This window comes from Streptomyces sp. NPDC001828 (genome assembly GCF_042892175.1).
Classification (GTDB): Bacteria; Actinomycetota; Actinomycetes; order Streptomycetales; family Streptomycetaceae; genus Streptomyces.
On sequence record NZ_JBIATV010000001.1, the window covers coordinates 790,349 to 813,369 of the forward strand.

General features: G+C 71.3%; 20 protein-coding genes. 6 read left to right on the forward strand and 14 right to left on the reverse strand.

Translation table 11 applies throughout. The features are described from left to right. Window positions 1-3 precede the first annotated feature (3 nt). The 5 genes from ACFYZA_RS03685 to ACFYZA_RS03705 form a co-directional block, all read right to left on the reverse strand. Window positions 4-612, reverse strand: a complete 609-nt coding sequence (locus ACFYZA_RS03685; RefSeq protein WP_382583675.1) for a histidine phosphatase family protein — start codon at window positions 610-612, stop codon at window positions 4-6. A gap of 198 nt (window positions 613-810) precedes the next feature. Then, entirely contained in the window at window positions 811-2,013 is a 1,203-nt protein-coding gene (locus tag ACFYZA_RS03690) for an ABC transporter permease (protein ID WP_382583672.1), read from the reverse strand. Further along, entirely contained in the window at window positions 2,010-2,777 is a 768-nt protein-coding gene (locus ACFYZA_RS03695) for an ABC transporter ATP-binding protein (RefSeq protein ID WP_388486830.1), read from the reverse strand. Before ACFYZA_RS03695 ends, ACFYZA_RS03690 begins: the two co-directional genes overlap by 4 nt. After that, window positions 2,774-3,838, reverse strand: coding sequence for an efflux RND transporter periplasmic adaptor subunit (locus ACFYZA_RS03700; RefSeq protein ID WP_382583666.1), 1,065 nt, complete (start codon window positions 3,836-3,838; stop codon window positions 2,774-2,776). The genes ACFYZA_RS03695 and ACFYZA_RS03700 overlap by 4 nt, the downstream gene beginning before the upstream one ends. Beyond that, entirely contained in the window at window positions 3,835-4,350 is a 516-nt protein-coding gene (locus ACFYZA_RS03705) for a hypothetical protein (protein WP_388486833.1), read from the reverse strand. Before ACFYZA_RS03705 ends, ACFYZA_RS03700 begins: the two co-directional genes overlap by 4 nt. 168 nt (window positions 4,351-4,518) lie before the next feature. Here ACFYZA_RS03705 and ACFYZA_RS03710 point away from each other — a divergent pair, with 168 nt between their 5' ends. Both ACFYZA_RS03710 and ACFYZA_RS03715 read left to right on the forward strand, forming a co-directional pair. Further along, window positions 4,519-5,208: a response regulator transcription factor gene (locus ACFYZA_RS03710; protein WP_382583660.1), complete on the forward strand. Its 690-nt coding sequence runs from the start codon at window positions 4,519-4,521 to the stop codon at window positions 5,206-5,208. After that, window positions 5,205-6,371 carry a sensor histidine kinase gene (locus ACFYZA_RS03715; RefSeq protein WP_388486836.1) on the forward strand — a complete coding sequence of 389 codons (1,167 nt, stop codon included), beginning with the start codon at window positions 5,205-5,207 and terminating at the stop codon, window positions 6,369-6,371. Before ACFYZA_RS03710 ends, ACFYZA_RS03715 begins: the two co-directional genes overlap by 4 nt. A gap of 12 nt (window positions 6,372-6,383) precedes the next feature. Here ACFYZA_RS03715 and ACFYZA_RS03720 read toward each other — a convergent pair whose 3' ends face one another. After that, a complete protein-coding gene (locus ACFYZA_RS03720) occupies window positions 6,384-6,818 on the reverse strand; it encodes a DUF2000 family protein (protein WP_388486838.1) in 435 nt (144 codons plus the stop codon). Between the two features lie 49 nt (window positions 6,819-6,867). Between ACFYZA_RS03720 and ACFYZA_RS03725 the strand changes: the two genes are divergently transcribed. Next, on the forward strand, window positions 6,868-7,668 hold the full coding sequence (locus tag ACFYZA_RS03725; protein ID WP_382583651.1) for an AraC family transcriptional regulator: 801 nt from the start codon (window positions 6,868-6,870) through the stop codon (window positions 7,666-7,668). A gap of 25 nt (window positions 7,669-7,693) precedes the next feature. Here ACFYZA_RS03725 and ACFYZA_RS03730 read toward each other — a convergent pair whose 3' ends face one another. The 6 genes from ACFYZA_RS03730 to ACFYZA_RS03755 all read right to left on the reverse strand — a co-directional run bounded on the left by ACFYZA_RS03730 (window position 7,694) and on the right by ACFYZA_RS03755 (window position 14,597). Further along, a complete protein-coding gene (locus ACFYZA_RS03730) occupies window positions 7,694-8,293 on the reverse strand; it encodes a hypothetical protein (RefSeq protein WP_382583648.1) in 600 nt (199 codons plus the stop codon). After that, window positions 8,290-9,537, reverse strand: coding sequence for an MAB_1171c family putative transporter (locus ACFYZA_RS03735; RefSeq protein ID WP_382583646.1), 1,248 nt, complete (start codon window positions 9,535-9,537; stop codon window positions 8,290-8,292). Before ACFYZA_RS03735 ends, ACFYZA_RS03730 begins: the two co-directional genes overlap by 4 nt. A gap of 60 nt (window positions 9,538-9,597) precedes the next feature. Further along, window positions 9,598-10,242, reverse strand: a complete 645-nt coding sequence (locus tag ACFYZA_RS03740; RefSeq protein WP_388486843.1) for a toxin — start codon at window positions 10,240-10,242, stop codon at window positions 9,598-9,600. A gap of 80 nt (window positions 10,243-10,322) precedes the next feature. Continuing rightward, entirely contained in the window at window positions 10,323-10,799 is a 477-nt protein-coding gene (locus ACFYZA_RS03745) for a hypothetical protein (RefSeq protein WP_382584616.1), read from the reverse strand. A gap of 438 nt (window positions 10,800-11,237) precedes the next feature. Further along, on the reverse strand, window positions 11,238-11,804 hold the full coding sequence (locus tag ACFYZA_RS03750) for a DUF2165 domain-containing protein (RefSeq protein WP_388486846.1): 567 nt from the start codon (window positions 11,802-11,804) through the stop codon (window positions 11,238-11,240). A 504-nt stretch (window positions 11,805-12,308) separates the two neighbouring features. Further along, complete coding sequence (locus ACFYZA_RS03755; protein WP_388486849.1) at window positions 12,309-14,597, reverse strand: D-alanyl-D-alanine carboxypeptidase; 2,289 nt, start codon at window positions 14,595-14,597, stop codon at window positions 12,309-12,311. 601 nt (window positions 14,598-15,198) lie between these two features. Here ACFYZA_RS03755 and ACFYZA_RS03760 point away from each other — a divergent pair. Beyond that, window positions 15,199-16,968 (forward strand): immunity 49 family protein, encoded by a 1,770-nt coding sequence (locus ACFYZA_RS03760; protein ID WP_388486852.1) that lies wholly within the window; start codon window positions 15,199-15,201, stop codon window positions 16,966-16,968. Window positions 16,969-17,070: 102 nt separating this feature from the next. Here ACFYZA_RS03760 and ACFYZA_RS03765 read toward each other — a convergent pair whose 3' ends face one another. Continuing rightward, window positions 17,071-18,078, reverse strand: coding sequence for a LacI family DNA-binding transcriptional regulator (locus ACFYZA_RS03765; protein WP_382593897.1), 1,008 nt, complete (start codon window positions 18,076-18,078; stop codon window positions 17,071-17,073). 403 nt (window positions 18,079-18,481) lie between these two features. On the opposite strand from ACFYZA_RS03765, the gene ACFYZA_RS03770 reads away from it, so the two are divergent. After that, window positions 18,482-21,664 carry a GH92 family glycosyl hydrolase gene (locus ACFYZA_RS03770; RefSeq protein WP_388486856.1) on the forward strand — a complete coding sequence of 1,061 codons (3,183 nt, stop codon included), beginning with the start codon at window positions 18,482-18,484 and terminating at the stop codon, window positions 21,662-21,664. A 182-nt stretch (window positions 21,665-21,846) separates the two neighbouring features. Then, the gene (locus tag ACFYZA_RS03775; RefSeq protein ID WP_382593891.1) at window positions 21,847-22,839 is read left to right on the forward strand and encodes a zinc-binding dehydrogenase; all 993 of its coding nucleotides are present in this window, start codon (window positions 21,847-21,849) and stop codon (window positions 22,837-22,839) included. Here the strand turns inward: ACFYZA_RS03775 and ACFYZA_RS03780 are convergent. After that, window positions 22,791-22,964, reverse strand: a complete 174-nt coding sequence (locus tag ACFYZA_RS03780) for a hypothetical protein (protein WP_388486859.1) — start codon at window positions 22,962-22,964, stop codon at window positions 22,791-22,793. The two genes, ACFYZA_RS03775 and ACFYZA_RS03780, sit on opposite strands and share 49 nt — an antisense overlap. Between the last annotated feature and the right edge of the window lie 57 nt (window positions 22,965-23,021).

Here is a 23,021-nt window from a genome sequence, read left to right on the forward strand (position 1 = left end):
TGATCAGTGCGCGGTGTGCTGGATCACCGTGTTCCACCCGGTGAGCACCGGGCGGCCGTGTTCGCGGCCGAGCCGGGCGAGTGCGCCCGTGTCGAGGACGAACAGGGCGCCGCCGGAAGCGGGAAGGCCCAGATAGCGGGCCGTCAGGGCACGCAGGAAGTGGGAGTGCGCGATGAGGACGACGTCGTCGTCGCTCGCGCTCAGGGCCGCCGCGGCCTCGGCGAGGACCCGGTCGGCCCGTGCGCCGACCTCGGCCGGGCTCTCTCCGGGGTGGTCCGCCGGGCCGGGGGCCACGCCGTCCGTCCACAGGTCCCAGTCGGGGCGGGTGCGGTGGATCTCGTCCGTGGTGATGCCCTCGTAGCCGCCGTAGTCCCACTCGTGGAGATCGGGGGTGATGCGGGCGTTCTTGATTCCGGCCAACTCGGCCGTGTGCACGGCCCGTTGGAGCGGGCTGACCAGGGCGAGGCCGATGGGCCGGTCGGCGAGCAGCGGTGCGACCGCGCGGGCCTGCTCTTCGCCGTGCGCCGTGAGCGGCAGGTCGGTGTAGCTCGTGTGCTGTCCCGAGCGCGACCATTCGGTCTCCCCGTGACGTACGAGGATCAACTCACCCATGGCTGTGTATTCCGTTCTCCGTGTGCGTCCCCCGGGCCGGTACCGCCCCGGCCGTACGCGGGGACAACCAGCCAAGGGGCGCGCGCATTCCGTGCGGATCGGTGTGTCGAGTGTCGGATACCTCACGGACGGCCCGGACGGCGAACGCACACGCGGGCCGGGCCCGAATCCATCGATCCGGACCCGGCCCGCGCGGGGTCAGGCGGAGTGCAGCGCGAGCGTCGGGGACAGCCGCGAGGCGCGGACCGCCGGATAGAGCCCGGCGACCGTGCCGATCACCAGCGTCGCGCCGAAGCCGCCCGCCACCGCCCACGCCGGAATCACCCAGGGGATACCGCTCGACACCGAGTACACCGCCGTCGCCGCCGCCCCGAGCACGATGCCCGCGGCCCCGCCGAGCCCCGACAGAAGCAGTGACTCGGTGACGAACTGGCCTCTGATCTGACCCCGGGTCGCGCCGATGGAACGGCGCAGACCGATCTCGTAACGGCGCTCCAGGACCGAGATGATCATGGTGTTGGCCACGCCGACCCCGCCCACCAGGAGTGCCACCCCGCCGAGCCCGAGCAGCAGGCTGCTGAACGCGCCCTCGGTGGCGGCCTTCGCCTGGAGGCCGGAGGACGGGTCGGTGACGCTGACGTCGCGCGGTGTCTCGGGCGAGACCGTGCGCGGGATCAGATCGTGGACCCGGTCGACCGAGGCGTCGGCGGAGCGTTCGTAGACGGCCGTGGGACGGCCGTCGAAACCGAGGCGACCGGTCGCCACGTCCCAGCCGACCAGCGCCGAGCGCGCGATGTCGGGCGCCAGCGGCAGCGGGTCGAGGATGCCGAGGACCGTGAAGTACTGGCCGTTGATGAACACCTGCTGGCCGGGCGCCGTGATGCCGAGCCGGCCGGCCGCCACATCGCCGAGCACCACCGACGGGTACTTCCCGGTGGCGGAGTTGAGGAAGGCACCGCTGCGCAGCGTGCCGCGCAGGGTGGTGAGGAGGTCATCGGTGGCGGCCTGGACCTGGATGCCACCGGTGATGGTGTCGGGGATCTTCTCCGACCGGCGGACCGTCGCGGGCACCGAGCCCGTCGCGCCGACGTGCTCGACCCCCGAGATCCGGGCCACCCGTCCCGCCGCGTCCTTCGCCATCGGAACCGGCTTCCCGGTCAGCAGGTCCGTGCCCGGGGTCACGACCAGCATGTTGGTGCCGAGCTTGTCGAGCTCGCGGAGCAGCTGCTCCTTGCTGGATGCCGAGATCCCCACCACCGCGATCATCGTGGCGATGCCGATCGCGATGCCGAGCGCCGAAAGCACCACCCGCAGCGGGCGGCTGCGCATCCCGGCGGCGCCGGTGTGCAGGATGTCCCGTGGACCGAGCCGGGCCGGCCTGAGCACCGGCCGCCCGCTCATCGGACGTCCCCGTGAAGCGCTGCTCGGTCCGGGCCGCCGTCCCGCACCCTGCCGAGCGGACCGCTGTCCTCGACCACCCGGCCGTCCCGGATCCGGACCTGGCGCGGCAGCCGGGCGGCGATCTCGGTGTCGTGGGTGATCACGGCGATGGTCGCGCCCTCCTTGTTGAGCTCGTGGATCAGCTCCATCACCGCCTCTCCGGACGCCGAGTCGAGCGCTCCCGTGGGCTCGTCGGCGAGCAGCAGATCGGGCTCGCCGACCACCGCCCGGGCGATGGCCACGCGCTGCTTCTGCCCGCCGGACAGCTCGTGCGGCCGGTGCTTCATGCGGTCGCCGAGCCCGACCCGCTCCAGCGCACGGGCCGCCCGCCTGCGGCGCTCGGCCCGCGTCATGCCGGAGTAGAGGAGCCCCTCCGCCACGTTGTCCTGGGCGCTGATGCCCGGCACCAGGTGGAACGCCTGGAACACGAAGCCGATGTGCTGGGCCCGCAGCGCCGAGAGCCTGCGGTCGCTGAGGGCGGCCGCGTCGTGCCCCGCGATCGTGACCGACCCGGCGGTCGGCAGATCCAGGGTGCCGACGATGTGCAGCAGGGTGGACTTGCCCGAGCCGGAAGGGCCGACGATCGCGAGGAGTTCGCCCCGCTCCACGGTGAGGTCCACCCCGCGCAGCGCGGCGACCCCGCCCGGATACTCCTTGGTGACCCCGGACAGCTCGACCACGGGCGGTTCGGCCCCGGGCTGTTCGATGAGGGTGGCAGCGCTCATGTCGAGGGCACCCCGACCCGCAGGCCCGGGCGCAGCCCGGCGCCGGATATCTCGACGCGGCCCTGCGCGAACATGCCGAGCTCCACCTTGACCTCGCGCGCCTTGCCGTTCTCCACCACCTGCACCCCGAACGACCCGTCGTCGAGCGCGAGCAGCGCGCCGACCGGCACGCTCAGAACGTGTCTGCGGGTCTCGCCACTGAGCTTCACGGTCGCGGGAGACTTGTCGATCCCCTTCACCTTGCCGGGGTCGTCGAAGGTGACCGTCACGGCGATCCGGGGCGTCTTGTCGTTCGGGTCGTCGCCCGCCTTCGCGGTGGCACCGACCGACGACACCGTGCCGGAGGCGGAAGTGCCGTCGGGCAGCTCCACCCGCACCTTGCCGCCGGCCTTGGCGAGCGCCGCGTCGGACACCTTCAGCTGGAGCTGTACGACACGGTCGGAGCTGGTCGTCGTCATGAGCTTCTGGCCGGGCGCCGTGCGGTCGCCGACCGCGGCGTCCGCGCTCTGCACCCGCACCGGCCCGGTGGCGAACGCGATCTGCTCCGGCCCCACCTGTCCGCTCCGCGCCAGGCCGTGTGCCTTCTGCCAGCGCTTGACCGCATCCGCGGTGCCGGACGTGAACGTGTCGTCGTCGGCGAGCCCGCTCCCGTATCCGAGGGCCCTGAGGTTCGCCTTCAGCTGCCGTACATCGGTGCCCTTGTCCCCGCTCTTGAGCACCCGGTACATGGGCTCGGTCCCGTACATGAGGCGTACGTCCTTGCCGTCCACCGAGTACAGCCTTTCGTCCCGCCTGACGCCGGAGCCGCCGCCCGCGATCCAGGTGAGGGTGCCGGCCGCGCCGGCGTTGAGCTTGCTCTCGCGGGAGTAGCCGAGCGTGCCGTCGACGCTGGTGCTGCTCACCAGATCGCCCTGCTCGATGGCGGCGGTGGAGGCCGGGAGTCCGGTCTGCTGCCTGGCCGAGTCCTTGGCCTCGGGCTGGGCGAGGCCCGTGACGGCGAACCCGCCGCCCGCGACGGCCGCCACCGTCACCACCGCCGCGATCACGGTCCGGGGCCTCATGCGGCGCACTCGTTGAGGGCCTTCATGAACTTGTCCTGGTCGGCCCCCTCGGGGATCTTGAAGCCGCTGCTGTGGTTGCCCTCGACCTTCGGGTCGGGCATGTCGAAGCCCTTGCCCCGCAGACACTGCGCGATCTTGACGGCCTGGTCCTGCTGCTTGGGGTCCGGGGCGCCGGAGCCGCCGCCTCCCTGGACACCTGACCCGCAGGCGTTGAGCGCCTGGTTCCACTTGTCCGCCGATGTGCCCTGCGGCGGCGAGAGCACCTGGGCATTCGGGTTCTCGCCCGGCTTGAGGTCGGGCACGTCCATGCCCTGCTTTCGCAGGCAGCCGCGCAGTGCCTGGGCCTTGTCGGCCGCCGCCGAATCCCCGCCCGACCCCTGGCCCGAGCCGTTGCCGGAGGCGCCCGATTCCTTCCCCGAGTCCCCTCCCGACGAGCCGGAACAGCCGGTGGCGAACAGGGCAAGCCCCGCCATCCCGGATGCCAGGACCAGGGTGAGCCGGTGGTTCCTCATCGTTTCTCTCCTCGCGGACACGCGTGGCCGCGGCAGGGCTGCGCGCGACCGGCCGCCGAAGCACGGCCGAGGAGAGCGTCCGGCAACCCGCTGTTTCGTTTCCCTTACGGCCCCGGGCGCAGCCCCGCGTAACAACGGCGAAAGGTCCGCTTCCGGTAGACAGGGGGCATGCGCGTACTGGTAGTCGAAGACGAGGCGTTCCTGGCCACGATGATCGCCGAGGGTCTGCGCCGCGACGCGATCGCGGTGGACGTCGCCCTCGACGGCCTCAGCGGGCTGCGCAAACTGCGGCTCGGCGACTACGACGTCCTGGTCCTCGACCGCGACCTGCCCGGCCTGCACGGCGACGAGGTGTGCCGTCAGGCGGTGGCCGAGGGGCTGCTCACCCGGGTGCTCATGCTCACCGCGTCCGGCGCGGTACGCGACCGGGTCGAGGGCCTCGGGCTCGGCGCCGACGACTACCTGACCAAACCGTTCGCATACGACGAACTCCTCGCCCGCGTCCTCGCCCTCGGCCGCCGGGCCCGGCCCGCACTGCCCCCGGTCATCGAGCGCGCCGGAATCGTCCTCGACACCGCACGCCGCCAGGCCGGCCGCCACGGCAGCCAACTCGCCCTGACGCGGAAGGAGTTCGCCGTTCTGGAGACCTTGATGCGGGCCGACGGCAAGGTGGTCAGCGGCGAGGACCTCATCGAGCAGGTGTGGGAGGAGCACGCCGGGTACGACACCAATCCGGTACGGGTCGCCCTCAGCCGGCTGCGGGCCAAACTCGGTGACCCGCCGGCCATCGAAACCGTCCCCGGCGCCGGCTACCGCATCGCACGCACCCCGGACGACGGCGGGCGGGCCGAACGATGATCCGCCGACTCGTCCCCGCCACCGAGCGGGCCCGCCTGACCGCCCTGTACGGCGGGCTGCTCCTGCTCGCGGGCTGCGTACTGGTCGGCGTGATCTACGTGTTCGTCCAGTACGGCCTCGACCACCGCATCGGGAGCGCGTTCACCGGGGTCGTGCCCGGTGGGCAGGCCACACCGCGCTCCCCGGCCACTTTGCCCAGCGACCTCGTGCCCTCCGAGCGGGCGGGCAAGTACGCGAGGACCCAGGTCGTCCAGGTCGTCGCGGCCACCACCCTCGACCGGCTGCTGACCGTCTCCGGCATCGCCCTCGCCGTCTTCGCCGTGCTCTCGATGCTCCTCGCCTGGTGGATGGCGGGCCGGGTGCTGCGCCCGGTCGGCCTCATCACCGCCACCGCCCGCAAGCTGTCCGGCGAGAACCTCCACCAGCGCATCGACCTCAAAGGCCCTCCGGGCGAGCTGAAGCAACTCGCCGACACCTTCGACGAGATGCTGGGCCGGATCGAGCAACTGGTGGGCGCGCAGCGGAGGTTCGCGGCCAACGCCGCCCACGAACTGCGCACCCCGCTCGCCGTCCAGCGGGCCGCCGCCGAGATCGGTCTCGTCGACCCCGACCCGGAACGGATCAGGTGGATCCGCGATGAACTCCTCCAAGTGGCCGACAGCAGCGAGCACTTGATCGAGTCGCTCCTGCTCCTCGCCGCCTCCGACCAGGGCCTGGAACACCGCGAGCCCGTGACGCTCGACGACCGTGTCACCACCGTCGCCGAGGAGCACCGCCAGGAGGCGCGCGAGCGGGGCATCACGCTCACCACCGCCCTGGAGCCGTTCACCGTCGAGGGTGACCCGGTGCTGCTCACCCATCTGATCCGTAACCTGGTCGGCAACGCCATCCGCTACAACCACCGCGACGGCACGCTCCACGTGGCTCTGGTGGCGGCCGACCGCACGCTCCGGATCACCAACACCGGGCCCGTGGTGCCGCCGGACGCGGTGGCGGACCTCTTCGAACCGTTCCGCCGCCTCAACGAACGCCGGCACGCCCCCGGCGAGGGGGCCGGGCTCGGCCTCGCGCTCGTCGCCTCCATCGCGCGCGCCCACGGCGGTGCGGCCACGGCCGTGGCGAATCCGGGCGGCGGTCTCGCCGTGACCGTGCGTTTTCCCTGAGCGGCCCCCCGGTCAGGGGTGCATGCGCGCCCCCTTCAGGACCTTGTCCACCGCGTTGCGGGGCCCGTAGACCGCGAGCCCGACCAGATCGAGGTCGGCTCCCGGTACGGCACGGACGGCGGCCCGGTTGTCCTCGTCATGGCCCGTCCTGAACATGTCGCCGATGAACACCGCGCGGGGGAGGTCGCGGCCGAGGGCGCGGGTGTGGGCCGACTTCAGCACCTCCTTGGTCCCCTCGAAGACGAGGACCGGCTGGCGGAACAACGGGAGGTAGCCGGTGCCGTCGGCATCGGCGTACGGCTCGCCGATCGTCTCGGGCACCTCCGTGCCGAGACCGCTCACCAGGAAGGCCGTCACATTGAGCCGCTGCCAGGTCCGCAGGTCGTCGCGGAGCAGCACGGCGATCTTGGTGTCGAAACGTACGGGGGCGGCGCTGTCTGATGTCATGGAATGAGACTGCCGGGCCCGCCCCCGCCGGGTCTTGTACGTTCCTTGCATGACCGCTGAACAGGAGATCTCCGCCTGGCGCCCCCGGGTCGCCGGCGTCGTGGAGGTCTTCCACGCCCGGTTCACCGAGCACTCCTACCCCATGCACGTCCACGACAGCTGGACGCTGCTGATCGTCGACGACGGCGCGGTCCGCTACGACCTGGACCGCCACGCGCACGGCACTCCGGGCGACTCGGTGACCCTGCTGCCGCCGGACGTGCCGCACAACGGCTCCCCGGCCACCGCCGACGGCTTCCGCAAGCGCGTGGTCTACCTGGACCGGACCCAGCTCGACGACAGCCTCATCGCCCCCGCCGTCGACGGGCCCGACCTGGTGGACTCCGTACTGAGGCGCAGGGTCGGCCAGTTGCACACCGCTCTCGCGCACCGCGGCGAGGAACTGGAGGCCGAGAGCAGGCTCGCGCTCATCGCCGAGCGGCTGCGCGGCCATCTGAGCCCCCGGCTCGCGAGCGGTCCGGGCGCTCCGGGCCGTTCGATCGCGCGGCGCCTGCGCGAAGTCCTGGACGCCCGGGTCGTCGACGGCGTGACGCTGGAGGAGGCCGCGGGCCTGGTGCACGCGCACCCCACCCATCTGGTGCGCGCCTTCACCGCCGAGTTCGGCATCGCGCCGCACCAGTACCTGACGGCCCGGCGGATCGACCGGGCCCGGGGGCTGCTCCTGGAGGGGCGGGCGCCCGGTGATGTGGCCCGGGCCACCGGGTTCTACGACCAGTCCCATCTGACCCGCCACTTCAAGCGGGTGGTGGGCACCGCGCCGGGCCGCTACGCCCGGCGCGGACCCGCCTGACACACCGTCAGGTGAATCAGGTGAATCAGATGAAGAGGAACGCGGCCGAGGTGGCCGCCCCGAGGGCGCTGCCCGCGACCGTCTGCATGACCGTGTGATAGCTCAGGGCGACCCGCGACCAGCACACCGCGACGGTGATCGCGTACGCGAGCAGCCACCACGGCGAGTGCACCACGGCGAGCAGCGCGACGACCGCCGAGGCGACGGCGGAGTCCACGGAGATCTTCCAGACCGTGTTCACGGCGAGCAGGAAGATGGTCATCACCCACAGGGCGAGCATCGCGGTGAGGATGCCCGTCGGCGCGTGGCCGAGCACCATGACGACCGAACCGGCGCCGATCGAGCCGAGGATGACGAAGAAGATCGGCGCACGCTTGGTGCGGTCGACGACATGCCGGTCGCCCCAGGTGCCGCGCTTGCGCTCCCACTCGATGTATCCGGCCGGGACGAGCCCGGCGCACAGCGCGCCGAGCAGCCCCCACAGCAGGCCGGTCCACTCGCCGGCCGCGGCGAGGCCTATCCCCAGCATCCCGGCGAGCAGTACGTTGCGCGGCTGCAGGACGTCGGTGATGGTGCGGGCGGTGGCCGTCGTACGGCTTTCGGTCGTGGTCAGGGTGTCACTCACGCGGTCTTCTCCAGGGAATCCAGGACGCCGCGGGCCCGTTCGCCGCTGACGGTCCGATAGGCGGCGGCCACCCTGACCAGCCAGGCGACTTCGCCGTCCTGGTCGGTGGCGTGCTTGGTCTCGACGGCCGCGGCGTCACCCGCGGCGGTGCCGTCGGCCTTGGCGGCCAGTGCCGCCTTGATCCAGTAGGCCTCGGCCAGCGGCTCGGCGCTCTCCGGTCGCGGGCTGTCGTCGGACGCGGCCCGCTTGGCGGCGGACAGCAGCCCGTCCGGCACGTAGTGGCGCAGCTTCTCGACGGCGTCCGCGATGTCGGCCGCCCATCGGTCGATCCGCAGGTCCGCCGGGGTGCCGAAGCGGGTCAGCTCGCGGGTGAGCGAGGCCGGGGGTTCGAAGGGCTGGTCGGGGAAGGCCGTCATCAGCTCCCGCCACAGCGGGTGCAGCCTGGCCTGCGCCCGCCACAGCCTCACCCGGCGCCAGCCCTTGCTGAACGCGGGGATGGAGGCGCCGAGCGCGAAGAACGCGAACAGGACGACCTGGGCCGCCTCGGTGATCTCGTCGAACTTCAGGGCGAAGGCCGGGCTCGGCTGGTCGATGACGCTGATCCACAGGAACAGGGTCCGGCTGACGGTGTAGCCGACGCCGATGAACATGGCGAACGTCATCATGCCGAGGCCGATGCGCAGATGGCGGGCCGCGGCCCCGGCGGTGGCGAGTGCCCACTGGTAGGCACACACGGCGGACGCGGCTCCCAAGTACAGGTAGAACACGCTCATGTAGAGCGTGGCGCCCCACTGCCCGGCGTGGTCGGAGACGAACCGGTCCGAGGCGTACGAGCGGTCGACCACGGTGAAGAAGAGCACGGTGAGCAGGATCAGCGTGGCGACGGACGCCTTGGCCGCCACCTGCTGGATGACCCGGGCGAACCGCACGTGCCGGGGGATGACCCCGCCCTCCGGGAAGTGCCCGTAGATGGCCACGATGTAGCTGAGGATCGCCAGGATCGCGACCGTCGCGGTGTAGTGCTTGATCAGTACGGCGAGGTCGATGACGGGGCTGTTGTTGAGCCCGATGCGTACGACCTTCGTCTTGGTCCACAGGGCGAGGGCGAAGCCGGCGTAGCAGCCCCACAGGGCGCGTCTGCGCTTGTCCTCCTCGTCGCCCCAGAGCGCCGCGGGCATGCGCCACAGGGCGACGGCAGTCATCAGGCCGGCTATGAGATAGCCGGCAAGGTCAAGCGCGGTCACGGCAATTCCTCGGGGACGTGGAGGGGGACAGGGGGGCGCGAGGGTGCGGGGGTTCGACGGCTACGAGCGGCGGAAGAAGCCGCGGCGCCGGTGGGCGACGGGCCGGGACAGGGAGTTGGCGAGGCGTCCGACCATGTCGTCGCTCGTCACGTCGCGGGCCATGCGGGGGATGAGCGAGGCGCCGAACTCGGCGATCCGCTCGTCGTGGGTGTCGTACTGGGCGCGCGCCTGGATGGGGCCGCCGGAGCGCAGCGCCTCGGTGACCGCGGGCGGCAGACCGGCCGGCTCCTCCTCCGGGGGCGCCGGGGCTTCGGGCGGCCCGGGGCGCGCGGCCGGCTCGTCGGAGCCGAGGACCCGCTTGATCAGGGAGGTGTTGAACAGCGGCAGCAGCTGGCGCAGTTGGTCCGCGTTCAGGGTCGTGCCGTGGTCGAACCACTCGTGGCAGAGCTCGTGCAGGATGACGTGCTGGGTCTGGTACGCGGTGGGACGGCGCCGGTAGAGCACGAAGCTGGTGCCGCCCGACTTGAGGCGCAGGCCGCACGCGGCGTTCACGCGGGCGAGGCGGTCGGGCAGTTCGTGCAGCACGATGGTGCGGCCCCGGGCCTCCTCCATGTTCGCCACGAGACCCGGAATGCTGAACGGGGCCGGGATCGGCAGATCCGCCAGGCCGGCTTCGCACTCTTTCCGCAGCTCGCGCATGGACATGGAGACCTCTTGATCGTAGTCACGCGTGTGTGACAAGCGGTCTGCGATCTTAGCCAATCGTCATGAACACGCGGTGCCCGCTACCGGGACTGTCCGCCGGGGGCGGCCTCGGGCCCGCTGCCCCGTCCGCCATCGCCGTCCTTGTTGTCCTTGTTGTCCTCCAGGAGGGAGAGGACGAACTGGAGCAGCTCCGGGTCGAGGCCGTCGTCGTCGAGCCCGCGGGCCGCCAGGCCGCTGATTTCCCCGGTACGCCGCTTCGCAAGGAACTGGAGCCCGGCCACGACGTCGTCGACCACTTCGGACTCGTCCTTGAAGAAACGCCAGTCCACGCCGAAGCCGAGCCCGAGAGCCTTGAGGATCTCCTCCGACGGGTTGGTGACCTTGCCGGCGAGGATGTTGGAGAAATAGCTGTGGGAGAGCGAGCCGCCCCGTTCCTTCACGAGATCGGCGAAGACCCGGCCGGAGATCTTCTCCCCCGGGAAGGTCTTCTCGACCATGTACTCGACCTTTTGCCGCAATGTGGTCAGGTCGGGCGTGTGCTCTTCGCCGTTGTCCATCAGGGTCCCCACGTCCACGTCCGCCGCTCATGCGCTGTCCGTCGATGCGCGACGTCCGATTCGGTCAACGGCTGTGTACTTTAACCGACCTTGGTACAGGGGCCCGGCGGACGGGGAGCCTGTCGGCCACGGTCGCCGGTGACAAAACGGAACATCTTGCTCCGTGATCGGAACCGGACTTGCGGAAACACTCTACGTCACTGTTAACTCGAAAAAACACGAACAAGGAGCCACGAGGGGAGTTCCTTGCTCGGGTGGCTGCTGCGCCCTGCGCGTTTCGCGCGTCCAAGGTGCGTGGCCGTTGCAAGCAGGTGTAGCCCTTCGCGACGGGGGACGCGCGAAGGGCTACACATGCATTATGCACCTTGTCTGCGGTATTCGGTGACCACTTCCGGCTGAGAGCTCCGACACGCGACTTGGCCGGGAAGTGACGTCGGCCTATTCCGCCGGGGATTCACCGCCCGGCAGATGGACGACCACGAGGACGATGCCCGCCACGATGAAATTGCGGGTGGCCGCGTCGAGTCCGTTCCAGGACTTCGACTGCCACATCGAGAACCACTCGCCGCCGATGGCTATGAATCCGGCGCCGAACAGCAGCAGCACCATCAAGAGCCCGAGGGTGCTCAGGCGGCGGGCCCGCCCCGCGCCGGAACGCCGCCGCGGCCCGCCGAGCCAGGCGACGGCGGCCGCGACGAGCACCAGGGCGGCCACGGTCTCCCAGATGATGATCACGACGTACGCGATGTCCTGGAGCGTGCCCGATGTGATGGCCCGCCACATGAGATCCGGGTCCTTGAACGTGGTGTCCATCGCCAGGACGTGCCGGACGAACTGCCGGTTGGTGTCGAAGTCGGTGATGTTGCCGAAGGCGACGAGCGCCATGTACAGCGCGACGGTCGCGGTGAGCAGCCCCGCCGCGAGGGAAAGCGCCGGAAGGCGCGAGCCGCTCGCGGGACGTGCGCCCCCTGCCGTGCCTGCCCCGAACCTGAACTTGGAGGTCATCGCGGACTCCCTTGTCGGACGTGCCGAGCCGATTCCTTCGCCGAACGCACAGCCCCCGCGCGCGCCCGACGCCGGGCCTGCCACCATCCTGCCGGGCACCACTGACAATCGGGCCGGGTGGGGGGAGTGCGGCTCCTGATGCGCATGAGATCCGTACTCTCAAACCCCTTGTCGCGCAAGGGCGTTGACGCCCGTCATGGCCTGGAGTTGACTCAGGACCGAAACAGCGCACCAGGGAAGGGAGCTTGACCATGATTCCCGAGCAGCCTGTTCCTCCCATGGCTCCACCGAGCCTCCTGTACACAACGCCCCGCCCCGCGACGGCCCCGTCACCGCGCGCGGCCAACTGCTCGTGCGGCCCCAGCTGCCAATGCGGCTGCCAGAGCGGCGGCCCCTGCCAGTGCGGGGGCGCCGTCCCCTGCTGACCCCCTGCCAACAGTGCGGCCCCGCCGAAATCGGCGGGGCCGCACTGTTGGCAGGGGCTGTCGGCGGCCGCCCTCCGGGTCAGCCGATCCGGGTGAGCTTCGCGCCGAACGACGGTTCCACCAGATCGTCCTTGAGGGCGACGGGCACCTTCACCTCACCGGTGCCGGTGCCCACGGTCAGGGTGCCGACCTGGGTGCCCGCCTTCGCCGAGTGCGGCAGCGCCTTGCCGCCGTCCGTCAGGCCGACCCCGACCGAGGCGCCGGACCAGACGGGCACGCTCAGGTCCTTGGTCGCCACGACCGGGACCGTACCGCCGAGGCCGTCGTCCACCCGGCCGACCACATCGCCCTTCTTCACCACCGTCTCGCTCCTGAGCGCCTTGTCCGCGGCCAGTATCAGTTTCTTGCTGGCCGCCGTCGCGGTGTCGATGATGGGTGCCCGGTGCTGGCCGAACACGGCTCCGATGACCAGCTGCCTGCTGTCGCCGACGGTCGTCTCGGCCGCGAACAGCAGGTTGCCGCCCGCCTTGGTCGTGGACCCCGTCTTGATGCCGACGACGCCGTTCAGCGGGACGAGCTTGTTGAAGTTGTGCTGAGTCCTGGCCGTCTCCAGGGTGCCGCCGCCAGAGGTCGTAGTCGACGTGTACGACGGCAGCTTGGCGATGGTCCGGAAGATCGGATCGGCCATCGCCCGCTTGGCCAGCTTCACCTGGTCCTCGGCGGTGCTGACCGTGGACTCCTCGAGGCCGCTCGCGTCGGTGTACGTGGTGTTGGTCATCCCGAGTTCCTTGGCGGTGTCGTTCATCTTCTTGATGAACGCCTCCTCCGTGGACGCGTCCCAACGGGCCAGCAGGCGGGCCACGTTGTTCGCCGAGGGCAGCATGACGGCCTGCAGGGCCTCCAGTTCGGAGACCTGCCGGCCCGCCTTGACCTCGACGACGGACTCCTTCTCCTTGACGCCGTTGGTGTAGTCGTCCTGCGCCTTCTGGTCGATGGGGATCGAGGGTCCCTTGTCGCCGGCCTTGAGCGGGTGGTCGCGCAGGATGAGGTAGGTGGTCATCACCTTGGCCACGCTGCCGATGGGGAGCGGCTTCATCTCCCCGTATGTGCCCATCCGGCCAAGGCCGTTGATGTCCACCACGGCCTGGCCCTCGTTCGGCCACGGCAGGGACAGGGCCCCGCCGTCGGCGGTGTGGGTGGACTTGGCGGTGAGTTGGAGGGTGGGCGTGGGGAGCGGCCGCAGCGCCTGCACTACCACCAGCACTACGGCGACCAGCGCGACGAGCGTGCCCCAGATCTTGATCCTGCGCCCGACCGTGCGGGCGACCGTCTCGGGCTTCGGCGGGGTGTTCGTCAGCTGCGCGAGCAGGTCGAGCGGGGGCGGCGGCCCGCCCGCGTCACCGCCTCCGGGCGCGGTCGGGGGTGTGGCGGCCGGAGGCGTGGCGGAGGGCGCGGGCGGGCGGGTCAGCGCCATGGTGCGGTCGTCGACGGCGCGCGGCGCGTTGAACTCCCTGGTGACCTCGGGCCCCGAGGGGCTCTGGCCGGGCTCCGTGCCGACCGACGGGGGAGGCGGGACGGGGACGACACGGCGGGGCGGGGCCGGGTGCGGCAGGTCCGGCTTGAGCGCGACGAACTCACTGGTCCGCTCGGAGTCCGACTCCCTGCGGGCGGCCCAGGAAGGGGTCGGCTTCTCGACGGGCTCGGAATCCGGCTCCGACGTTGCCTTCGACTCCGGCTCCGCCTTGGCGGTGCGCGCGGGTACAGCGCGGGGATCCGAGACGGGGGGCGCGGCGGGCGCCGGAGAGGGAGTCGCGGCGGGAGTGGCCGCAGGGTCGCTGTCGGCCGGCGCCGCTCGGGCTTCCGACTCGGGCTGCTCGGGCGTGCGCCCCTCTGTCTGGGGAGCTTCCGCCCCGGCCTTGGAGGCCTGTGGCTCGGGCGCCCCGGCGTCGGAGGACTCCGACTCGTGTCCCCTGGCCTGCGACTCGGGGGCCTCGGCCTTCGGCCCCTCCGCCTCGGGGATGGGCGCGCCCGACTCGGGCACATTCAGCGCCGGTGCATCCGACGTGCGTGCCGCTGCCTCGGGTCGCTCGGCGTCAGCTTGCTCGGGCTTCCCGTCTCGCGACGGGATAGCTGACGTGGACGAGGACGCGGACGCGGAAGCGGATGTGGAGGCGGGGGTGGACGCGGGGACGGCGGAGCCGGAGTTGGTGCCTGCTGCGGCCTTGCCCTTCTCACCCTCCTCCTCGTGCCGGCCCGCGTCCCTGTTGCCCGCGTGGCCGTCGTCGGCGTCACCGTCGTCAGCCGTGACGGCCCGGTCAGCGGCGGGCCGCGCGGAGTCCAGCCGCGACGCCGGGGAGGTGAAGACCAAGGTCTTGTCGGCTCGGTCGGCTCGGTCGGCTTGATCGATTGGACGGCCGGTTTGGTCGGCTCGATCGCTTCGATCAGGGCGCTCGGCCGGAGTGGGCCGGTCCTGAGCCGGCGCGGCGGGGCCGGAGTTGGAGCCCTGGGGGCCGGCCGACGCCGAAGGCGTCCGGTGCGCGGCCGCCTGCCCCGTACCCTCCGTCCGCTCAGCCGCTCCGTCGGCCGCCTTGGCCGCGGCGGAATCGTCGCCGCCCGCGGCCTCCGTGCCGGAAGGCCCGCCCGCTTTCGCGCTGTTCTTCTCGTTCATACGTGGTGCAGCCCGCCTTGCTGATCTCGCCCTGTTCTCTGCGCTGTCGGCCGCCTAGACGTCAGGAACGCATACAGCCGTTCCAGTCGGAAGTACTCATTTCCGAGCCGGTGTCGAACTGCCATGGCCCCGGAAACCGATCAAGCAAGACCACGATCGCATGCCCATGTGACCAAATGATGACAAAGACGCCGGGGGATCTGTCATGCGGAACGAGCGGACCGCCGAACCGGGCGCGTTGTCAGACCCCCTTCCTATGCTGGCAGGGCAAGATCGAACGGGGACTCGTCGGGAGGCAGAGGTGCGGATCGAGCGCCATCGCATCGGTGAGGCGGCATCGGCCGCCGCGGAGGCCGACTTCGCGGAGCGGATCGCCGCCGAGGTGCACCGGATGCAGGAAGACCCCCTGCCCGCCGAGGGCTGGCGGATGGTGGCCGACGACCTTCTGGACTACTTGGGGGCGCGGTCCCTACGGCTGCCCGAGCTGGGCGGCAAGGACGCCGAGACGGCGCTGGGCTCGGCGGCGGCCGCCGCGGTGGGCGCCCTGGAACTGACCTCCGCTCCGGGGCGGCAGTCCGAGGTGTTCATCGACTACGCCGGGGCCGGGGTGTCCTACGGCGGGGAGTTGGAGCGCGACGAGGACACGCAGGAGCAGGCGGGACGCGTCCGCGCATCCGACTGGCTGGACGCCCTCCATCTGGCCTTCCTCGCCCAGGTCTCGGACAGCGCGGCCGAGGTGTTCATCGAGGCCGCCCCGCCGTGGCGCGGCAACGAGGGCCGCGCGGACGTGGCGCTCGTCCACGCCTTGATGGCGTACGTCTTCGGCCACGAGGAAGGGCCGGCCGATGTGTTCTCCTCGGTGCCCGTTCAGGACGTCGAGAAGTGCGCCCTGATCGACATGGTGGTCTCCACGCTCGGCGAAGGCGACGACTGGCCCGGCCACCGCGCCGCCCTCAGCACCCTGCGGGCCCTGGCGGCAGGAGATGAGGAGGGCTTCGCCCAGCGCCTGGCCACACAGTTGGAGCAGTACCGGAGCCGCGCCTCGGGAGACAACGCCAGACCGCGCAGCCTGCTCCCGCTCGACGCCCTCGCGCTCATGGCGATGGCCCACCGATGGCACGGCTGGGAGATCCCGGTCGAGTCCGGCTACCTTCCCCGGGCCCTGGTGACCGGGTTCGAACCGGAGGCGCCACGGGTGCGGGCCTACGGCAGGGACAAGCGCGCCGACGCCGTGGCCGCGCTCGGCACCGGCCCCCTGGTCGTCGAGCGGCCGCGCCATCCCTTGGAGATCCGATCCCTGGATCCCTCGCTGTACGACGACCTCGCCGCGCAGGAGATGGCGCGCTTCCACGACCTGAGCGCGGACCCGAAGTCGCTCGCGCGGGATCTGACGTCGCTCATGTCGGACGAGCGCCGGCGCTTCCTGGTGCGGGCCGCGGTCGATCCGGACGGGACCGATCCGTGTCAGTACGAGGCCGTCCTGCTCGGGGCGGAGGCGGGAGCGGCCGCGCTTCGGGTGGCACGGGCCGAGCCGGGCACAGAGGTGGAGGTCACCGTCGGAGGGACGACGAGGACGCTTCCGGCGTGGCGCGGTTCCTATCGCCCCAATCCGCATCAGTGGCAACAGGCCGTGGCGCTCGCGCTGGTCGTCGGCGCGCGCAGGCCGCTGGCCGACTGCGTCCTCATCGAGCCGGAGTTCTTCGCGGAAGGCGATCACCCGTCACCCGGCGGGGCGTACTGTGCGGCGCTGCACGACTATCTGCGCGGCGTCGATCCCGAGCCCGCGATGGACCACGCCCTGGCGGTCGCCGACCGGATGGCCGGCGGCAGCTTCCTCGCGCCGCCGCTCTCCCTGCTGTCCCAACTCGTCCAGTGCGACCAACAGGGCTTCGCCCTCGCGCTTGCCGACGCCCTGGAGGAACACCGCGAGCACTACACGGTGGGCGCCCGAGGCAGGGACATGGAAGCCGCCGTCAACCTGGATGTGCTGGGCCTGGCCTGCCACGCCCGCCGCATCGGCTGGCCGGTGCCCGTCAGGTCGCCCTACCTGCCCAAGAGCCTGCTCGACTAGCCCCGGCCGGCCCCGAGCAGCCGGGCCGTCAGGACCCGCCCCGGCCGCGTCGACCGGCCACGCGGCATGGGCCGGACCCGCCATCACGGCCCGCCCCACCGGTTAGCCGCGCTCGCCCCCGCCCACCCCCGAGCCGCGCACGATCAGCCGGGTCAGCAGGACGACCGAGCGCGGAGCCGACCGGTCGCCGTCGATGCGTGAGAACAGGAGGTTCGCGGCGGTGGCGCCGAGCGCGACCGGGTCCTGGCTGACCACGCTCAGCGGCGGGTCGAGCCGGTCCGCCAGGGGAAAGTCGTCGAACCCGACGAGGGCGACGGGGTCGGGATGCCCGAGCCCGTCCATCACCCCGATGGTGATCAGGTCGTTGGTGGTGAAAAGCGCCGTGGGCGGAGCGGGCAGTGCTCGCAGATCGGCGAGGGCGGCGGCGGCGTCGGACTGGGAGCGCAGTTCATGGCGTACGAGTTCGGGGTCCTCGGGTATGCCGTGGGAGGCGAGGGCGTCCAGATAGCCCGCGTGGCGTTCGCGCTGGGTCCAGATGTCGAACCGGTCGCCGAGATAGGCGATCCGGGTGTGTCCGTGACCGAGCAGGTGGCTGACGGCCCGCTCGGCTCCCGCGCGGTTGTCGACCGTGACGGTGTCCACGGCCAGGCCCTTGGCCGGCCGGTCGACGCAGACCACGCAGGTGCCGCCCTCCATCGGCTGCTTCAGGAAGCCGTGGCCGCCGTTGGTCGGGACGAGGATGAGGCCGTCCACCTGACGTGCCGTGAACGCGGCTATGACCTCGCGTTCGCGGCGGGGCTCGTCGTTCGTGCTGCCGACCAGGACGAGGAAGCCCCGCCGGTGGGCCTCGTCCTCGACGGAGCGCGCCATCAGGGCGTAGAAGGGGTTGGCCAGGTCGTCGACGACCAGACCGATGGTCGACGTGCGGAGGTCCTTCTGCCGCAGACTGCGGGCGTTGTCGTTGCGCTGGTAGCCCAACTGCCGTACGGCCTGCTCCACCCGGGCCGCGGTGTCCGGCGAGACACCGGGTTCGCCGGAGACCGCCCGCGAGACGGTCATCGGGCTCACTCCCGCCGCGCGGGCCACGTCCTTCATCGTCGGGCGCTTCACGAGCCTCCTCATCGACCGGTCCGCGCCCGGGTCCGGCACGGCGACGCGTCGATGATGGCAGACGGACCCCCATGTCAGGCGGCCCGCGCGGCGCTTGGGCCGGCAGCCTCGGGAGCCCCTTCGGGTTGGTAACGTTCACATGACGGCCGCGTGCGAGGTCCGGTCGGATCTGATTGATCGTCAAACGGCGCTCCACGCAAGGCGATTGCTCCCCCTGGCGGAGGCGTCCGCGTGCCTGAGTGAACACGGGGCTCCAATTCGTCCCGCACTCTTGACGGGTGGTCAGGGACACCTCAACAATCCTGAGTTGGTTGGTAACGTTCACATGCACATCGAGCATCCCCCGTCCCGAGGCCGCCCGCCGGACGGCGAGCGGTCCCTTGCGAGAAGGTGGTCCCCCCTCGTGCTCCGCTCCGTGCCCTCCGCCGGACCCGTGGTCCGGCCAAGACGTCCCTCCCGGGGCGTCAGCGCGTTCAGCGCGCTGGCGCTCTCCGCCCTGGGGCTCGTCGGCCTCGCCGCCGCCGTGCCCGCCCAGGCGGCAGCGCTTCCGCTGACCCAGTACGTCGACCCGTTCATCGGCACCGACGACAGCAACGCCCCCAACCCCGTGCCCGGCGGCGCCGGCGGCAGCACCTACCCCGGCGCGGTGGTGCCCTTCGGCGGCGTGCAGTTCGGTCCTGACACCCCCACCGCCTCACCGTCCGGCTACCGCTACAAGGACACCTCCGTCGAGGACTTCAGCCTCACCCACTTCGACGGCGCCGGCTGCGCCAACAACGAGGACCTGCCCCTGCTGCCGGTCACCGGCGCGCTCGGCAGCTCGCCCGGCACCAACTGGACGAGCTACGCCTCCGGTTACACCAAGGCGAACGAGGTGGCCAAGCCCGGCTATTACAAGACCCGCCTCGACCGCTACGCCACCGACGTCGAGCTGTCCGCCACCACCCGCACCGCCATGGGCAAGCTGACCTACCCGGCCTCCACCGCGTCCCGGCTGCTGATCAACACCGGCCGCAGCGCGACCGGCAACCGCGCCGGAACGGTGCGCGTCAACGGCAACGAGCTCACGGGCAGCGTGACCGCCGGAGGGTTCTGCGGCTCGTCCAAGACGTACCAGATCTACTTCGACGTGCGCTTCGACCGCACGCCGACCGGCTTCGGCACCTGGTCCGGCGGAACCGTCAGCGACGGCTCGGCCAGTGCCTCCGGTACCAACACCGGCGCCTACGTCACCTTCGACACCAGCAGCAACGCGACGGTCCAGTTCAAGGTCGGCCTGTCGTACGTGAGCGTCACGGGCGCGCAGGCCAACGTGGGCGCGGAGAACAGCGGCTGGGACTTCGGCGCGGTCCGCACCGCGGCCGACACCTCCTGGAACGAGATGCTCAACCGGGTCCAGGTGACCGGAGGCAGCGCCGCGGAACGGCAGAAGTTCTACACCGCGCTGTACCACGTGCTCCAGAGCCCCAACATCTCCAGCGATGTCAACGGTGACTACCGGGGCTTCGACAACGCCGTGCACAATTCGGCGAGACCGGTGTACCAGAACTACTCGGGCTGGGACATCTACCGCTCGTGGGCGTCACTCATCGCCCTCATGGCGCCCACCGAGGCGAGTGACATCGCCAAGTCGATGGTCCTGGACGGCCAGCAGGGCGGTCTCCTGCCCAAGTGGTCGCAGCAGACCAACGAGGACTTCGTGATGACGGGCGACCCCGGCCCGATCATCGTCAGCAGCCTGTACGCCTTCGGGGCGCGCGACTTCGACACCTCGGCCGCCCTGTCCCTGATGGAGAAGGCGTCCAACGGAGGCACGGCGCAGGGCAGCGCGATCCGGGGCCGTCAGTCCACCTACACGAGCCTGCACTACCTGGACGACCCCTCCGACTCCCTCGAATACTCGGCGTCCGACTTCGCGGTGGCCCAGTTCGCCAGGGCGCTCGGCGACACGTCGAGCTACAACACCCATATGGGACGCGCCCAGTGGTGGCGCAACACCTTCAACTCCGAGTCGTCCTATGTGCAGCAGCACCGCAGCGACGGCTCGTGGAGCTGGCCGCTCGACCCGGCGAGCCAGTCCACGTTCACCGAGGGCAACGCCTCCCAGTACACCTGGATGGTGCCGTACGACTTCTCCGACCTGATCAACTCCATGGGCGGCCCCGGGACGGCGGTGCAGCGCCTCGACCACCACTTCACCGAGGTCAACGCCGGGCAGAGCAGGCCCTATTACTACATAGGGAATGAGCCCGAGCACGGTGTGCCGTGGGCCTACAACTACGCGCGCCAACCGGCCGGTGCCACCGACGCCGTACGCAAGGTGATGGCCGAGTCCTTCACCACCGGCGCGGGCGGGCTCCCCGGCAACGACGACCTCGGCGCGACGTCGGCCTGGTACGTGTGGGCCGCGCTCGGCATGTATCCCGCGACTCCCGGCGCGGACACGCTGGCCCTGCACGGGCCGCAGTTCCCGTCCATCCTGATCCAGCGGGCGGGCGGCAACATCACCATCAACAGCTCCGGCACCGGCCCCTACGTGCAGGCGCTGGACGTCAACGGCGCTTCCACCAGCCACAGTTACCTGCGCTACCCGGACGTCGCGGGCGGCGCGACCCTGAACTACACCATGGGCGGCACGCCCAGCGGCACCTGGGGCACCGGCGCCTCCGACGTGCCGCCGTCCTTCCAGGACGGGGCAACGCCGGTGCCCGCCGCGCCGGACCTCGGTCCCGACCTGGCGCTCGGCAAGCCGGCCACCGGGTCGGCGAGCTGCGCCACGGCGGAGTCGGCCGACAAGGCGGTGGACGGCTCGCTCACCAACAACAGCAAGTGGTGCTCGTCCGCGGCGAACCCGTCGCTCCAGGTCGACCTGGGCACCGCCCGCACGGTGTCCTCCTTCGTGATCAAGCACGCCGGTCTGGGCGGCGAGAACACCGGCTGGAACACCGGCGCCTTCCAGATCCAGACCAGCACCGACGGCACCGCCTGGACCACCGCGGCCACCGTCACCGGCTCGCGCTCCAGCCGGACCTACCATCCCGTCTCGGCCCGGTCGGCCCGCTACGTACGCCTCCTCATCACCAGCCCCTCCAACACCAGCGGCGGCGGCAGCGACGCGGCCCGCGTCTACGAGCTGGAGGTCTACGGGCCGAGCGGCGGCAGCCGGGACCTCGCGATCGGGCAGCCGGCCACGGGCTCGGCGTCCTGCAACGCCACGGAGACCCCGGACAAGGCGGTCAACGGCAGCTTCACCGGCGGCACCGGCGACAAGTGGTGCTCAAAGGCGTCCGGCGCCAAGACCCTCCAGGTCGACCTGGGCGCGTCGCATCCGCTGACGTCGATCACCGTGCGCCACGCGGGCGCGGGCGGCGAGAGCGCGGACTGGAACACCAAGGACTACGACCTGAGCGTCTCCACCGACGGCAGCACCTGGACGACGGCGGCCCAGGTACGCGGCAACACGGCCGGCTCCACGACGAGCCCCGTGAGCGCATCGGCCCGTTACGTTCGCCTCGCGGTCGTCACCCCGGCCCAGAACGGTGATCCGGCCGCCCGCATATACGAGTTGGAGGTCAACGGAAGCTGATCCTCATCGCGGCGGCCCGCCCAGCATCCGCTGGACGGGCCGCCGTTGGCATGTTCACGTCGGTCATATGGTGATTCGTCTGCCGATTCGAATCACACGCATAAAGCGTTCGAACCTTGGGAATTCAACCACCAGAACAGGGAACAACTGTGCGACGCGGGTGTAAAGGTGGGGATGCGCGGATGAAGGCCATACGGTTCGCAGGCGCGGGACGGCCGCTCAACTTGGAGACCGTTCCGGATCCGGAGCCCGGCCCGGGCTGGGTGGTCGTCGACATCGAGGCAGCCGGGCTCTGCCACTCCGACCTGCACATCATGAGCGGTATGGACCTCGGTGACCTCACCGTCAAGTCACCGGTGACCCTGGGCCACGAGGGAGCCGGAGTGATCTCCTCGGTGGGAGAAGGAGTGGGGGACTTCGCGGTGGGCGACCGGGTGGGCATCGCCCTGGTCTCGCACCCGATAGCGGAGGCCCTCTTCACGCCCGGAGTGGGACACGACGGCGCGTTCGCCGAGCGGGAACTCGCCCATGTCTCCACGCTGGTGCACATCCCCGACAACGTGACGTTCGCGGAGGCGGCTGTCGCGACCGACTCCGTGGCCACCGCCTTTCACGCGGTGCGGACGGCCGGTTCGGTCGGTCCCGGCCGGACGGTCGGCGTGATAGGCCTCGGCGGCCTCGGCCTGAATGGCGTACGCATCGCCAAGTTGCTCGGCGCCACCGTGTACGGGGTCGACGTCAACTCGTCCACCTTCGGGCCGGCGACGGAGGCCGGAGCCACGGCCTGCTTCCAGGACATCGACCAGCTCGCGGCCCAACACCCGGACGTCATAGTGGACTTCGCGGGCGTGCCCTCGACGGCCGCTGCCGCCGTGGAGAGCGTTCGGCCGGGCGGCCGTGTGGTGCTCGTCGGCCTCGGCGGTGCCGTAGCCCCGATATCGATCGCCTCCCTGGTGATGCGCAACGTCCAGCTCGTCGGCTCCCTCGGAGCGAGCAAGGACGAGCTGCGGGAGGTGTACGACCTCATCGCGCGCGGCGCGCTCAAGCCGGCCGTGGAGGAGGTTCCGTTCACCGAACTCCCGGCCGCGATGGACCGGTTGGCGCGGGGTGAGGTCCGGGGCCGCCTCTACACCCGCCCGCGCGCCGACCTCCGGGTGCCGGTCGAGGTCGCCTGAGCGAGGTCCGCGGCGAGCGGGCTCGGCGTCGGGCGCGTCATCGGGTCCAGCGCCTTGGCCGGCGCGGCCGGGGTGTCGAACAAGGGTGAGCCCGCCTGGACGACGGCGGCGGTGAGGACGGTCACGGCACTCACCCGGGCGCCCGGCGGGCCGGGGCACGCGGACCGGCCGGAGGCACGCCC